The following is a 15,494-nucleotide window of genomic DNA, read 5'->3' on the forward strand; positions in this document are numbered from 1 at the left end:
GGGCCGACGAGGTGGAACTCAGTGGCCGATGTCGGCCGGGACCTTTGTGTCGTCCGGGGTGTCCTGTTTCGACTTGGAGCCGATGAACAGGGCCGAGGCGGCTACGCCGACCAGGAGGATGACGGCGGGGAGGATCATCGACTGGCCGAGGGCGGTGCTGAACTTGTCGAGGATGAAGTCCGGGAGTTTGCCCATGCCGGTGCCGCCGCCCTCGGCGGCGTTGGTGTCGCCGAGGCCCTGGGCCGCCATCCGGGCCGAGATCAGGGCGCTGATCGCGGCGCTGCCGAGGACCGAGCCGACCTGGCGGGTGGTGTTGTAGACGCCCGCGCCCGCGCCGGCCTGGTGGACCGGGAGGTTGCGGGTGGCGGTGGAGGCCAGCGGCGCCCAGATGCAGGAGTTGGACAGACCCGCGACCGCGGCGATCACCAGGAACAGCGCGATCGAGCTGTCCGGCTTCATCAGCGCGGCGAAGCCGAACACCGAGGCCGCGAACAGCGCGAAACCGATGGTCGGCAGGATGCGCGGCGGCATCCGGTCGGACACCTTGCCGATGAACGGGGCGGTGAAGCCGGTGACGATCGCCATCGGCGCGAACACCAGCGCCGAGCGCGTCGGCGAGAACTCCCGCACCGCCTCCAGGTAGAAGTACGACGGCACCATCAGGGCGGTGACCGCGGCGCCCATGGCGGCGATGGCCACGCTCGACAGCGCGAAGTTGCGATCGCGGAACAGGCTCATCGGCACCAGCGGCTCACCGGTGTTGCGGGCCTGGTTGACCACGAACAGGCCCAGCACCACCAGACCGGCGACGATCATCGCCCAGATCCAGCCGTTCCAGTCGTGCGCGTTGCCCTCCTGGATGCCGAACACCAGCAGGAACATGCCGACCGCGCTGAGCGCCACGCCGACCAGGTCGAACTTGTGCTCGTGGGTCTCCAGCGACGGCACCAGCCAGAGGGCCAGCACGAAGGCGACGATGCCGATCGGCACGTTGATGTAGAAGATCCAGTTCCAGCCCTGCCAGTCGACGAGCACGCCGCCCAGGATCGGACCGACCAGGGTGGCCAGGCCGGCGACGCCGCCCCACAGGCCCATGGCCGCGCCGCGCTTGTCGGGCGGGAAGGTGCGGGTGATGACGGCCATGGTCTGCGGCGTCATCAGCGCCGCGCCCAGACCCTGCACCGCGCGCGCCGCGATCAGCATCTCGACGCTGGTCGAGACGGCGCACCACAGCGAGGCGGCGGTGAAGACGGCCAAGCCGACGAGGTAGACGTTCTTGGGGCCGTAGCGATCTCCGAGGCGCCCCGTCACCAGCAGCGGCACCGCGTAGGTGAGCAGGTAGGCGCTGGTCACCCAGATGACCTTGGTGATATCGGTGTGCAGGTCGGTCATGATCGCCGGGTTGGCCACCGCGACGATGGTCATATCCAGCAGGATCATGAAGAACCCGACGACCAGCGCGTACAGCGCCAGCCACGGATTGCGTTGAGTGGTCATGGATTTCGTTCCTGTTCTAGGAAGGAGAAGCGGGTCTCGGGTCAGGCGGGCGTGGCGCCGCCGCTGCGCAGCTCGGCGAGCACGTCGTCGGTGACGGCCGCGCCCCAGCCGTGGCCGAGGTGGCCGGTGTCGGTGGGCGCGGCCACCCGGATGCCCTCGGCGGTGAACTCGTCCCAGGGCAGGGCGCCGGACTCGAGGTCGAGGACGAGGCGGCGCAGCCACGCCAGTTCGGCGTCCAGCTGCCCGCGCAGGTATTCGATCACCATCCAGTAGCGCCGGGGCACCTGGTGGGTGGTGAGCCAGTCGTGCAGGGCGTCGATCTCGGTGAGGTCGTTGTCGAGCCAGCCGATGCGCTCGCGCACCAGCGCGATCACCTCGTCGCGCGGCAGGTTGTGCGCCTCGGACATGGCCAGCGGGAAGATCGGGTACTCGCGGATCGGTCGGCGGATGAGGTCGGCGATCCGGGTACGCAGCGCGGCGGTGCCGGATTCGGCGATCCGGTACGTGGTGCGTTCGGGCCGGTTGCCCGCCCGATCCGTGCCCTCGGCGTGCACGAGTCCTTGCTCGGCCAGCCGCGCCACCGTGTGGTACAGGGAGCCCGGGCGGATCTTCAGCAGATAATCCTCCCGGCGCTGCAGCAATAGTTGATACATCTCGTAGGGATGCATCGGCCGTTCCTCCAGCAGCGCGAGCACCGCCATCGCCAACGGCGTCAGCGTCGCACCCGGCTGCTTCGTCATCGTGGAACTCCCTCCGTACCTGTCCTCGCGACTCTAGTCCGAGCCGACGACATCCCCCACATCAAATATTCCACGCCGAATATACGGCCCCGAACCCCAACTGAACAAGAGTCCATGACCGCGGTCACAAAGCCGACCCGAACAATCACCGCCCTCGCGGTGCCATTCCGGGTACGGCGCCTACAGGTGGCGGAGGTAGTGCTGCGGGGAATCCAGGAACGCGCGCCAGTTGCGGACCATGTCGAGCTGATCCCACTCGCGATACTCGATACCGTCCTCGGTGAGTTCCGTGATCTCGGCGTCCGGACACGCGGCGAGCAGCGGCGAGTGCGTCGCCATGATCACCTGCGACCCCTCGGCCGCCAGATCGATCAGCACGCCCAGCAGCGCCAGGCAGGACTGGAACGACAGCGCCGCCTCCGGCTCGTCGAGCAGCCAGAGTCCTTGCCCCACAGGCCTTTCGGCGATATACCGCAGGAACGATTGACCGTGCGACAGCGCGCTCCAGGACGGATCGGTCTCCCGTACCCGCGTCGCGTCGGCGCGGGCGAACAGGTTGATCATCGCCTCCGCGCGCAGGAATCCGCCGTTCGTGGGGCGCGGGTAGACACCGTCGCACCGCAGGTGGTGGGACAGTGCCCCGTCGTCCGGGATGCCTCCCGGTGCCCACATGTCGTCCTCGGCCCGCCGCATGCCGGACCTCCAGCTTTCGGCGATCGCTTCCACCAGGGTCGACTTCCCGACCCCGTTCTCGCCGACGATCACCGTCACGGAGTTCTCGAAAAGCAGTCCGTCGGAGCATATTTCGGCGATGGCGGGCACCTCCAGGTGCCACGGGTCCAGGGTGTAATGCTCGTTCCGCACGAACTCCACTCGCCGCAGCAACAGCTCACTCATTCGACACCCCCTGCCGCGCCGCCGTTTTCGATGTCCGGCGCGGCCCGCGGCGGCGGCGACACCCCCGGAAACGCCGAACGCCGGGCCGAACCGCTTCCGTGGGAAGCGAATTCGGCCCGGCGCACGGTGCGGACGAACTTACGCGGTCGGGGAGAACGCCTCGCCGATGATCTCGGCCTGCTCCACCGCGTGCACCTTGCTCGAACCCGAGGACGGGGCCGACATGGCGCGGCGGGAGATGCGGCGCAGGCGGCCGAACCGCTCGGGCAGGAACTCCGGCAGGTTCAGGCCGAAGAACGGCCAGGCGCCCTGGTTGGCCGGTTCCTCCTGGACCCACGCCAGATCGGTGGCGTTCGGGTAGGTCGCCAGCTTCTCGTTGAGCCGGTAGGACGGGATCGGGTACAGCTGCTCGATGCGGACGATCGCCACGTCGTCGCGGTTCTTCTTGACCTTCTCCGCGACCAGCTCGTAGTAGAGCTTGCCGGAGGTCAGCAGGATCCGCTTGACCTTGCCGCGGTCGCCGTCGCCGCTCTCGTAGGTCGGCTCCTCGAGCACCGAGCGGAACTTGGCGTCGGTGAAGTCCTCGATGTTGGAGACCACGGCCTTGTTGCGCAGCATCGACTTCGGGGTGAAGACGATCAGCGGGCGGCGGATGCCGTCGAGCACGTGCCGGCGCAGCAGGTGGAAGTAGTTCGACGGCGTCGACGGCACCGCCACCGTCATCGAACCCTCCGCGCACAGCTGCAGGAACCGCTCGATGCGGCCCGAGGTGTGGTCGGGACCCTGACCCTCGTGACCGTGCGGCAGCAGCAGCACGACCTCCGACAGCTGGCCCCACTTGGCCTCACCGGAGGAGATGAACTCGTCGATGATGGACTGCGCGCCGTTGACGAAGTCACCGAACTGCGCCTCCCACAGCACGAGTGCGTCCGGGTTGCCCAGCGAGTAGCCGTATTCGAAACCGACGGCGGCGAATTCGCTCAGCGCCGAGTCGTGCACCGCGAACCAGCCGGGATTGGTGCTGCCGATGTTGTGCAGCGGCGTGTACTCCGCGCCCGTCTTGCGGTCGATGACCACCGAGTGCCGCTGGGTGAACGTGCCGCGCCGGGAGTCCTGACCGGTCAGGCGCACCGCGCGGCCCTCGTCGATCAGCGTGCCGAAGGCCAGCAGTTCGGCGAACGCCCAGTCCACCTTGCCCTCGTAGGCCATCTCGCGGCGGCGGTCCAGCACCGGCTTGACGCGCGGGTGCACGCTGAAGCCCTCGGGCACGTTGACGAACGCGTCGCCGATGCGCTGCAGCACCGACTTGTCCACGGCCGTGACGACGGTGCCGGGAACGGTCTGCTCCTCCTCGACCGACTCGCTCGGCTCCGGCGTGTACTTCTCCAGCTCGCGGACCTCGTTGAAGACCCGTTCCAACTGACCCTGGTAATCGCGCAGGGCGTCTTCGGCTTCCTTCATCGAGATGTCGCCGCGGCCGATCAGCGACTCGGTGTAGGACTTGCGGACGCTGCGCTTGGTGTCGATGACGTCGTACATGTACGGCTGGGTCATCGACGGGTCGTCGCCCTCGTTGTGGCCGCGACGCCGGTAGCAGATCAGGTCGATCACGACGTCCTTGTGGAACCGCTCGCGGAAGTCGGTGGCCAGCCGCGCGACCCAGGTGCAGGCCTCCGGGTCGTCGCCGTTCACGTGGAACACCGGGGCGCCGATGAATTTCGCGATGTCCGTGGAGTATTCGGTGGAGCGGCTGTTCTCCGGCGCGGTGGTGAAGCCGATCTGGTTGTTCACCACGATGTGCACGGTGCCGCCGACGCGGTAGCCGCGCAGGCCCGACAGGTTCAGCGTCTCGGCGACCACACCCTGGCCGGCGAAGGCCGCGTCACCGTGCAGCATCAGCGGCACCACGGAGAAGGTGCGCGCCTCCTCGCCCTTGGTGACCAGGTCCTCCTTGGTGAGCAGGTCCTGCTTGGCGCGGACCAGACCCTCCAGCACCGGGTCGACGGCCTCGAGGTGCGACGGGTTGGCGGTCAGCGACACCTCGATGTCGTTGTCGCCGAACATCTGGATGTAGGTGCCGTGCGCGCCGAGGTGGTACTTCACGTCGCCCGAGCCGTGCGTGGCGGCCGGGTTCATGTTGCCCTCGAACTCGGTGAAGATCTGCGAGTACGGCTTGCCGACGATGTTGGCCAGCACGTTCAGGCGACCGCGGTGCGGCATGCCGATGACGACCTCGTCGAGCCCGTGCTCGGCGCACTGGTCGATGACGGCGTCCATCATCGGGATGACCGACTCCGCGCCCTCCAGCGAGAAGCGCTTCTGGCCGACGTACTTGGTCTGCAGGAAGGTCTCGAAGGCCTCCGCCGCGTTCAGCCGGCTCAGGATGTACTTCTGCTGCGCGACAGTGGGTTTCGCGTGCTTCTGCTCGACCCGCTCCTGCAGCCACTGCAACTGCTCCGGGTCGAGGATGTGGGTGTACTCCACGCCGACGTGGCGGCAGTAGGCGTCGCGCAGCAGCGACAGCACGTCGCGCAGCTTCATCCGCTCCTGGCCGTGGAAACCCGCGACGTTGAATTCGCGGTCCAGGTCCCACAGGGTCAGGCCGTGCTGGGTGACGTCCAGGTCGGGGTGGCTGCGGAACTTGTCCTTGACCAGGCGCAGCGGGTCGGTGTCGGCCATCAGGTGGCCGCGGTTGCGGTAGGCGGCGATGAGCTCCTGGACGCGGACGCTCTTGTCGACGCCGCGCTCCTTGACGTCCTTGCGCCAGCGCACCGGCTCGTACGGCACGCCCATGCCGTGGAAGATCTCGTCGTAGAACTCGTCGGAGATCAGCAGCTGGTGGATGGTGCGCAGGAAGTCGCCGGACTCCGCGCCCTGGATGATGCGGTGGTCGTAGGTCGAGGTCAGCGTCATCAGCTTGCCGATGCCGATCTCGGCCAGCTGCTGGTCGCTCATGCCCTGGAACTCGGCCGGGTACTCCATCGCGCCCGCGCCGACGATGGCGCCCTGGCCCGGCATCAGCCGCGGCACCGAGTGGTTGGTGCCGATGGTGCCCGGGTTGGTCAGCGAGATGGTGACGCCGGAAAAGTCCTCGGCGGTCAGCTTGCCGTCGCGGGCGCGCCGGACGATGTCCTCGTAGGCGGTGTGGAACTGCGCGAAGGTCATCGACTCGCAGTTCTTGATGGCCGCGACGACCAGGGTCCGGTTGCCGTTCTTGCCGGGCAGGTCGATGGCCAGGCCCAGGTTGGTGTGCGCGGGGGTGACCGCGTTCGGCTTCCCGTCGACCTCGGCGAAGTGCCGGTTCATGTTCGGGAAGGCCTTGACCGCCTGCACGATCGCGTAGCCGAGCAGGTGGGTGAAGGAGATCTTGCCGCCGCGGGTGCGGGCCAGGTGATTGTTGATCACCAGGCGGTTGTCGATCATCAGCTTCGCGGGGATGGCGCGGACGCTGGTCGCGGTCGGGATGGTCAGCGACGACGACATGTTCTTGACGATGGCGGCGGCCGGGCCGCGCAGCACCTTCGACTCGTCGGCGGACTCGGCGGCCTTGGGGGCGCCGGTGGTCGGCGCGGCGTTGGAGGCCGGCGCCGGAGTGGTCTGGGGGGTGCGCGCCTGCGGCGGAGCCGCGGCCGAGGAGGACGCCGCGTTCACCTTCGGTGCGGGCGAGGCGGCGGCCGCGGCGGCGGGCGCCTTCGGAGCGGGCGCCGGTGCCGGGGTCGGGGCGGCGGCGGGCGCGGAGGTGGCGGCGGTCGTCGGAGCCGCGGGCGCGGGAGAAGCGTCAACACCCACCCGGCCCGAGCTGTTGGTGTCACCCGTCGACTCCGGTGTGTAGTCGGCCAGGAACTCGTGCCAGCTCTCGTCGACCGACGACGGGTCTTGCTTGTACTTCTGGTACATCTCGTCGACTAGCCACTGGTTCTGTCCGAACTGGGATGTTGAGCTGCTCACAGCAGGTGTTCGCCTCATTTCGTTCTTCGCGCTGCGACGTTTGTGACGTGCTCGGCACGGGTAATCGGCGTGCTACGCGCCGATGCGCCCTTTCCGAGGATAGGCCCAGGCCCGGCACCGCGCCCCACGGCGGTCTCCGCGGGTTTCTTCGAGTTACGCAAATCTTTCGCATGCGTCCCCGTCCCGCGTGCCGCGAGGCGTCTTCCGACTGCCGGACAGAACCTGCCTCATATGTGTGACGACCCGTCCGATGGTGAGAATATTCCTTCCTCGGCGCGCGCCGCCGACCACAGCCGGGAATAGATCCCACCTGCCGAAACCAGCTGGTCGTGGGTGCCGATCTCGGCGATGCGGCCGCGGTCCACCACGGCGATGCGGTCGGCGCGCGCGGCCGTGGCCAGCCGGTGCGCGACGATCACGGCGGTGCGGCTGTGGGCGGTGCCGGTGCGGGTCAGGGATCGCCCGGCCGCCAGCACCTGTTCCTCGCTGTCGGGGTCGAGGACGGCGGTGGCCTCGTCGAGGAGCAACAGGTCCGGATCGACCAATTCGGCCCGGGCCAAGGCGATGAGCTGGCGTTGCCCGGCCGACAGGCCGCGGCCGCCCTCGCCGACCGGCTGCCGCATGCCCTGCGGCAGCGCGCGGATCATGTCCAGCGCGCCGACGGCCGCGGCGGCCCGTTCGACCTCCGCCCGCGTGGCAGCAGGTTTCCCGAACGCAATGTTGCCGGCGACGTCGCCGGTGAACAGGTGAGCTTCCTGCGGCACCGTGCCGAGGCGGGCGCGGTAGTCGGCGAGGCGGTAGTCGCGCAGGTCGGTGCGGTCGACGAGGATGCGGCCGCCGGGCTCGCGCGGCAGGTCGTACAGGCGCGCAAGGAGTTTCACGATGGTGGATTTGCCCGCGCCGGTCTCGCCGACCAGGGCCAGCGTGGTGCCGGCCGGGATGTGCACCGAAACACCGTCCAGGGCGGGCTTTTTCGCGTCGGGGTAGCGGAAGTGGACGTCGGCGAACCGGACCTCGCCGCGCAACCGGCCGGGGATCGCGGCGGCGTCCGGTGCGTCGGCGGCGATCGAGGACGGGGTGCGCAGCAGCGCCTCGATGCGGCGCAGCCCGACCCTTGCCTGCTGGTAGCCGTCGAACACCTGCGACAGCTGCATGACGGGGCTGAACAGCAGGCCCAGGTACAGCACGAAGGCCACCAGGGTGCCGGGCGTGGTGGTGCCGTGCGCGACCTCGCGCGCACCCACGTAGACCACCGCCGCCTGCGCCAGGTCGGCCCACGCGATGACGAAGGCGAAGTACAGCGCGATCGCCCGCTGGGCGCGCATGCGGGCGCGGCGGTAGGCGTCGGAGTAGTCGGTGAACCGCCGGGCCGCGTCCGGTTCGTGCCGGTAGGCCTGGGTGGCCCGGAGCCCGGCGACGTTCTCCTGGAAGTCGGCGTTGACCGTCGAAACCCGTTCGCGCGCGGCCGAGTAGGCGGCCGCCGAGATCCGGCGGAACACCAGCGTCGCGCCGATCAGCGGCGGGAGTGTGGCGAAGACCACCACCGCCAGTCCGGTGTCGATCACCAGCAGCGCGACCGCGATGCCGCCGGCGGTGCCGATGCTGATCAACGCGGTGCCCAGGCCGGTCTGCAGGAACGTCGACAGCGCGTCGATGTCGGTGGTCATCCGGGTCATGATGCGGCCGGACAGTTCGCGCTCGTAGTAGTCGAGCCCGAGCCGCTGCAGGTGGGCGTAGCTGCGCACCCGCAGCCCGTACAGCACCCGCTCGCCGCCGCGCGCCGACAGCAGCGTGCCGGTCGCCTCGTCCAGCCAGCTGAGCAGGACCAGCACGGCCCCGCCGAGCGCCGCGACGGCCAGCACCCGCCCGCTCCCGGCGGCCACGCCGTCGTCGAGCGCGTACCGGGTCAGCGCCGGAAAGGCCACGCCCACAGCCGCATCCGCGGCCAGCAGCACCACCACCGCGAGCAGCAGCCACCGCACCGGCCGCAGCAGCCGCGCCAGCCGGAAGTCCGGCTCCGGCTGTTCCAGCGCCCGATCGTCCACCCGTGGCTCCTCGGTCGCGGCGGGCAATCGCGCCAGCTCAGCGCGGATCTCCGCCGGAACCTCGCCCTCCGCCACATCCGTGCGTGCCACGGTATGCGGCGCGTCCGCCGCGGCAGGCAGCATCGCCACGCCGGGCGGAGCCGCGGCGGAGACCGGGTCCGCGTGCTGCGCCGTCGGTACAGCGCCGGATGCCGCCGCGATCGTGTCCGGGCGGGTGGCGGGCCGCACCGCGTCGGCTCCCGACGTGGGAAGGGGTTCAGCGGCGACCGGGTTCTGGTGGTGCGACGTCATCCCGGCGGCGGAGGTCTCGCTCGCGTGGGCCGCAGTGGTGGCACCGACCGGTGCGGCGGATGGGGTGACGGCGAGAACTTCTGGCGTGTCAGGGGTTTGGTGGTCGGTGGCGGGCCAGAGGTTGCCGGTGGTGGGGTGTCGGGGGTTGGGGAGGCGGATGACGCGGTCGGCGTGGGCGAGGGTGGATTCGCGGTGCGCCAGGATGATGGTGGTGCGGTTCGTGTCACTGGGTAGGCCGGCGTAGATGGCGGCCTCGGTGACCGCGTCGACGGCGGAGGTGGCGTCGTCGAGGATCAGGATGCGGGGGTCGGCCAGCAGGGCGCGGGCCAGGGCGAGGCGCTGCCGCTGGCCGCCCGAGAGGGTCAGGCCGCGCTCGCCGACCACGGTGTCGTAGCCGTCGGGCAGCTCGCCGATGAACTTGTCGGCGGCGGCCAGCTCGGCGGCCCGGCGGATCTCCGCGCGGCTCGCATCGGGATGGCCCAGGGCGATGTTGGCGGCCACGGTGTCGGAGAACAGGAACGGCTCGTCGAACACCACACCCACCGCGCGGCGCAGATCCGTCGCCCGAACCTCGGCGATGTCCACTTCGTACGCGGCACAGTCGCTTTCGTCGTCCGTCGCGACGGCGCTGCCGTTGCCTGTGCTGCCGTACGAACCGTGCGTCGCACCGCCGTCCGGTTCGAGCGTCGCGCCGCGGGCACTCGATCGCTCGTCGTTGCCGAGTCCGAATCCTGCACCGCCGGGTGCGTTGCCGCGCAGCAGGATTCGGCCGGAGTCGGGGGTGAACAGGCGGGGGAGGAGCAGGGACAGCGTGGACTTGCCGGAACCGGCGGGGCCGATGATCGCCACCGTCTCGCCCGGGCGTACGGAGAGGTCGAAGTCGCGCAGGACGGGACGGTTCGGGTCGAAACCGAAAGTGACCGAGCGCATCTCGACGCCCAGTGGACCGTCGGGCAGCGGCTTCGGGTCGGGTGGATCGGTCTGGGCGGGGGCGGCGTCGATCACCTGGTAGACACGTTCGGCGGCGGCGCGGGTCAGCTGCGCCATGACGATCACGTTCGACACGATGCGGGTGCTGGACGCCAGCATGGTCACGTAGGCGGCGAAGGCCAGGAAGGTGCCGACGCCGATGTCGCCGCGCAGGGCCAGCGTCCCGCCCAGCGCGATCACCACGACCATCCCCAACTGCGGGATCGCGGCCACCGTCGGCGCGAACCGCGAGTCGATGCGGGCCGCGCGCATCCGCTCGGCGTAGAGGCGGCGGCCGTGGTCCTCGAGCACGCGCACCATCCGGGACTCCTGCCCGAAGCCCTTCACCACCCGGACCCCGGTCACGGTCTCCTCGACGTGCTGGGCCAGATCGGCCGCGCGCTGCTGCGCCGACCAGGTCGCCGCGTGCAGCAGCGGCCTGGTCCGGTACACCACCACGCCGAGCGCCGGCACCGTCAGCAGCGCGACCACCGCGAGCAGCGGCGACAGCACCAGCATCACGGCCGCGGCCAGCACGAAGATCAGGAGCGACGCCGCCGAGAGCGGAGCCATCGCCAGCAGACCCTGCACCAACTGCAGGTCGGTGATCGACCGCGACACCACCTGCCCGGTGCGCAATCTGTCCTGACCGGGCCCGTCGTAGCGGTGCAGGGCCGTGAGCAACTGCACCCGCAGCGCGTGCTGCACATCCAAGGCGAGCCGACCCGCCAGCCACCGCCGCCCGTACGCGGCGGCGAACCGCGCCACCGCGAGCACCACCAGCACACCGGCGATCACACCGATGGCCCGCACGTCACCGACTCGCGCCCGGTCGAGCGCCGCCTTCGCCGCCAGCGGCGCGGCCGTCTCCGCGACCGCCCCGAGCACCACCGCCGCGATCACCCCGGACAGCAACCGCGGGTGCGCGACACACGCCGCCCACAGCCGGCGTATCCAGCCCGGGCGGCGCCCTGCGAGTGCGTCGGCGTCGGTCATCTCGATTCGACGGTACCGACGCCGACCGACACCGCCGTATTCCGAGGCCGCGGGCGGCGGGTCAGATCTCGCGTTCGCGGAGGAACCACCAGGCCGCGCCGCCCGCGGCCGCCGCCCAGATCACCAGGATCACCAGCGAGGCAGCGCTCGGCGGGATGAACGGGCTCTTGGGGAAGGAGCCGACGGCGACCGCGCCGATCGTCGCCGAGCCGGGCAGCAGCACCGCGATACCCGGGATGCCGACCCCCTTCAGCACCAGCCAGAGCAGCGGCTCGACGACGATCAGCCACCCGGCCAGCACGGCGATCGCCGGCACCACCGCGCGCAGCAGCAGCCCGAGGCCCGCGCCGAGCACACCCCAGCAGATCGCCGCCAGCAGACCGCCGCCGAAGACACCGGCCAGCTCGAGCCCGAACTCGATCTTCCCACGGCCGAAGGCCAGCAGCCCCAGCGCCGCGCCCGCCTCGGCCGCCAGCGCGAGCACCAGCGAGAAGGCCGCGCTCGCAAGCAATCTCGCCCCGCACAGCAAGTCCCGGTCCGGCGTGAACAACACCGTCAACGGCATGCTCCGGTGGCGGTATTCACCGCCGGCCCCGGCCGCCGCGGACACCGCACCCGCGGCCAGCGCGAACACCAGCGCGAGATACAGCCCGATGCTCGCCGTCCCGGTGACCAGATCTTGGCTCTCCTGCGGCCCGGTGCCCGTGATCGCCGTGACGGCGGCGGCCACGAAACCGAGCGCGGCGCACAGCGTCACCAGCGTCCAGTGCACCCGCAACGTGGTGATCCTGCGCAGCTCCGCGGTCGCGACCCGGCTCACTTCCGGCGGCACGGTGCGGATCACTGTGGTGTCCCGTAAGGCAATGGTGGTGTCCCGTAAGGCATCGGAGGGGCGGTCGGCACAGCGTGGGTGGTGCGGGTCAGCGCGGCGAGCACCCGATCCGGATGTACCGGTTCGGGAATCACCTCGGTCAACTGCACGCGGGCGGTCGACGCGGCCGCCTCGATCTCGGACCGCGACGCCTCCGCGACGGCCAGCCGGCCGTCCGAACGCATCACGGTATCGGTGAAACCTTGCGCGGCCAGCGTGGTGGCCAAGGCGATCGCGCTCGACGCGCCGACCACCAGGCGATCGGGATGACTGCGCCGCAACCGGCGCGGACTGCCCTGATACACCACCGCGCCGCCGCCCAGCACGATCAGCTGATCGGCCACCGGCAACACCGCGGCCAGACTCTGCGAGGTCAGCAGCGTGGCCCCGCCGCGGCGGGCGTGCCCGCGCAGATAGTCCGCCAGCCAGCCGCGCTCGGCGACGTCGAGCCCGGCGAACGGATCGTCGAGCACCAGCAGCCGCGGCGCACCGAGCAACGCGATCGCCAGCGCCAGCCGGGTCTGCACCCCCGGCGGCAACGTCCGGATCCGCTCCCCGGCGACCGACGTCAGACTCGTCAACTCCAGCAGCGCGTCCACCTGCTCGTCGGAAACCCCTGCGGCACCGGCGTATACGCGCAATTCACCGCGCACCGAGCGGATCGGGTGCAGGCCGCGCGGCTGCAACATCGCGCCCACCGGACGCGACCGGCCCTGCGCCCCCGACCCCGGCCCGCCGATCGACGCGGTGCCCGAGGTCGGCGGCAGCAGCCCCAGCAGCATGCGCACGATCGTGGACTTACCCGAACCCGGCGGACCGACCAGCGCCGCGGTGCTGCCGGACGGCACGCTGAAACTCACCTCCCGCACCGCGTTCAGGCCCTCGAACCGCCTGGTCAACTCCGACGCCGCGAAAGCCGGCGGGCGAGCCGCGCTCATCGCTGCCCGGGCGACTCGTTGCCCAGCGCGGGCAGCGGATCGGCGTCGATGACCACCGGACCCGGCCAGGTCGCCGGCGCGGGACCGAAAGCCTTGCGGGCGTTGGCGATCGTGGTCTTGCCGAGCGCGCGGTTGCCGAAACCGCCTACCGCGGCGCCGATTCCGGCGGGCAGCACCTTGCCGAACATCAGCGCGCTGCGCTTGGCGATGAACTGCACGATGAACCGCTTCATCAGCGAATCGTTCATATTGCGCACGCCCGGAATCTGGTTGGCCAGCAACGACCCCCAGTTCTTCGCCGAGTGGCCCACGCTCTTCTCGACGATCTCCATCCCGCTCTCGCCCAGCACCACCGCCAGCACCAGCGCGCGCCGCCGCTCCTTGTCCTCCGGCGCGATACCGTGCACGGCCGCCACGGCGAGAGTGAACACCGCCGACGCCTCGAGGAAGAAAGTGGTCTCCGCGCTCATCGCCGCGAGCGAGGCGATGGTACCGACACCGGGCACCGCGGCCGTGGCGCCGACCGCCGTGCCGCTGCCGGTCACCGTGGTGAGATACAGCTTCTCCAGCCGCGCGATGATCTGCTCGGGAGACTCATCCGGATGCGACCGCCGGAACCGGTCGACGTACTTGGCGACGGCGGGAGCCTGCAATTGCGCCCCGTTGTCGAGCAGTGCCTTCACCGCCTTCTCCGCACCGCCCTTGAACATTTGTTGCTCCTGTATCTTTGGCGCCGCCTTCGGCGGCGCGGGTTCGGGCGCTTTAAGGCTCGGTTTCGGGCCGTCTCCGCTTGCTCCTTCGTCGCTTGCGCGGAGACGACCCGAAACCGAGCCCGCGCCCGAACCGTGGTTGTCTCGTTCCATCATCCGTGTACCCATTGATAGTGCATCTGATCGGGGTACGCGATCGTGGTGCGGCGATTATCCATCGTGGCGGGCCGTTTTTCGGACAACGAGCCGCAGGGGGAGGCGGGTTCCGGGTGGGCGGGTTTAGGGTGGGGTTCGTGAGTGGTGTCTCCGCGGGCGCCAGGGGGCTGCCGGATCCGCGGCTGCGGGCCCTCGTCCGCGGCTACGAGGGTTATCTGCTGCGCGGTTTCGCACCGGGCACGCACGTCGGCATGCCGGGCACCGATCTCACCGTGATCATCACCATCGACGAACCGATCGAGATCCCGGTGTCGCCGCAGCCGGGGCAGGGGGCGGGCAGCTGGGAGGCCATCGCCAGCGGGCTCACCGTGCGGCCATGCACCATCGCGCACCGCGGCTATCAGCACGGCATTCAGCTCGCGGTGACGCCGCTGGGCGCGCGTGTCCTGCTGGGCGCGCCGGTGGCGGCGCTCGGGTCGTGGATCATCGATCTGGGTGATCTGCTCGGTGCGGACGCGCGGGAGCTGCGCGAGCGGGTCTCGGCCACCGACGACTGGGCGGCACGGTTCGCGATCCTGGACGAGATACTGCTGCGGCGGACCACCGACACCGTCCTCGACCCGAATCTGCGGCGGGCGTGGCAGCTGCTCACCGCCGGCTCCGGGCAGGCGCGGGTCGCCGAGGTGGCCCACGAGATCGGCTGGAGCCGAAAGCATCTCGGCACCCGGTTCCAGGCCGAATTCGGGATCACGCCCAAGGCCGCCGCCCGGCTGGCCCGTTTCCAGGCCTCGCATCGGCTGCTGCGGTCGGTCGTCGGCGGACCCGACGCGCAGCGGCTCGACATGCCGATCGCCGCGGTCGCCGCCGCCGTCGGCTACTACGACCAGGCGCACATGGCCCGGGAGTGGCGCGAACTCGCGGGCATGCCGCCCTCCACGTGGCTGGCCCGCGAACAGTTCCCATTCGTCCAAGAGGCGGCCGACCTGATCCTGGAAGGCTCGTCGACATGACAGAGACAACCGGAACCAGCACCCGCACGGCACTCTGGCCGTGCCTGACCTACCGCGACGCCCCGGCGGCGCTGGATTTCCTCCAGCGCGCCTTCGGCTTCGTGGAACGCGCCCGCTACGGCGACGGCGAGGTCGTCCAGCACGCCGAACTCACCCTGCCCGGCGGTGGCGGCGTCATGCTCGGCACCGCGCGCGAGGACTCCGCGCTGGCACAGCTCCCGCCCGGCACCGGCGCGATCTACGTGGTCGTCGACGACGCCGACGAGCTGTACCGCCGAGCCGTGGCCGCGGGCGCCACCATCACCCAGGAACTGCGCGACGAGGACTACGGCTCCCGCGGCTTCACCTGCCGCGACCCCGAGGGCGTCTTCTGGAGCTTCGGCACCTACGCCGGCACCCAGGGCGACGCCTGACGCTCGGCACCGA

General features: G+C 70.4%; 10 protein-coding genes. 2 read left to right on the top strand and 8 right to left on the bottom strand.

The genetic code is table 11. The features are described from left to right. Positions 1–18 precede the first annotated feature (18 nt). The 8 genes from IU476_RS23985 to IU476_RS24020 form a co-directional block, all read right to left on the bottom strand. Entirely contained in the window at positions 19–1,497 is a 1,479-nt protein-coding gene (locus IU476_RS23985) for a DHA2 family efflux MFS transporter permease subunit (protein ID WP_195103639.1), read from the bottom strand. 41 nt (positions 1,498–1,538) lie between these two features. Beyond that, positions 1,539–2,237 (bottom strand): PadR family transcriptional regulator, encoded by a 699-nt coding sequence (locus IU476_RS23990; RefSeq protein WP_195103641.1) that lies wholly within the window; start codon positions 2,235–2,237, stop codon positions 1,539–1,541. Positions 2,238–2,417: 180 nt separating this feature from the next. Further along, positions 2,418–3,134 carry an AAA family ATPase gene (locus tag IU476_RS23995; protein WP_195103643.1) on the bottom strand — a complete coding sequence of 239 codons (717 nt, stop codon included), beginning with the start codon at positions 3,132–3,134 and terminating at the stop codon, positions 2,418–2,420. A 138-nt stretch (positions 3,135–3,272) separates the two neighbouring features. Continuing rightward, entirely contained in the window at positions 3,273–7,082 is a 3,810-nt protein-coding gene (locus IU476_RS24000; RefSeq protein WP_438944058.1) for a multifunctional oxoglutarate decarboxylase/oxoglutarate dehydrogenase thiamine pyrophosphate-binding subunit/dihydrolipoyllysine-residue succinyltransferase subunit, read from the bottom strand. A 227-nt stretch (positions 7,083–7,309) separates the two neighbouring features. Next, a complete protein-coding gene (locus IU476_RS24005; protein ID WP_195103651.1) occupies positions 7,310–11,383 on the bottom strand; it encodes an ABC transporter ATP-binding protein in 4,074 nt (1,357 codons plus the stop codon). A gap of 61 nt (positions 11,384–11,444) precedes the next feature. Next, positions 11,445–12,227: an ABC transporter permease gene (locus tag IU476_RS24010; RefSeq protein ID WP_324194247.1), complete on the bottom strand. Its 783-nt coding sequence runs from the start codon at positions 12,225–12,227 to the stop codon at positions 11,445–11,447. After that, positions 12,224–13,153, bottom strand: coding sequence for an ATP-binding cassette domain-containing protein (locus IU476_RS24015; RefSeq protein WP_228824204.1), 930 nt, complete (start codon positions 13,151–13,153; stop codon positions 12,224–12,226). Before IU476_RS24015 ends, IU476_RS24010 begins: the two co-directional genes overlap by 4 nt. 35 nt (positions 13,154–13,188) lie before the next feature. Then, complete coding sequence (locus IU476_RS24020; RefSeq protein WP_195103657.1) at positions 13,189–13,902, bottom strand: hypothetical protein; 714 nt, start codon at positions 13,900–13,902, stop codon at positions 13,189–13,191. A 293-nt stretch (positions 13,903–14,195) separates the two neighbouring features. Here IU476_RS24020 and IU476_RS24025 point away from each other — a divergent pair, with 293 nt between their 5' ends. Next, the gene (locus IU476_RS24025; protein WP_195103660.1) at positions 14,196–15,068 is read left to right on the top strand and encodes a helix-turn-helix domain-containing protein; all 873 of its coding nucleotides are present in this window, start codon (positions 14,196–14,198) and stop codon (positions 15,066–15,068) included. After that, complete coding sequence (locus tag IU476_RS24030) at positions 15,065–15,481, top strand: VOC family protein (RefSeq protein ID WP_195103661.1); 417 nt, start codon at positions 15,065–15,067, stop codon at positions 15,479–15,481. The genes IU476_RS24025 and IU476_RS24030 overlap by 4 nt, the downstream gene beginning before the upstream one ends. Positions 15,482–15,494 lie beyond the last annotated feature (13 nt).

Source organism: Nocardia blacklockiae (assembly GCF_015477355.1).
GTDB lineage: Bacteria > Actinomycetota > Actinomycetes > Mycobacteriales > Mycobacteriaceae > Nocardia > Nocardia blacklockiae.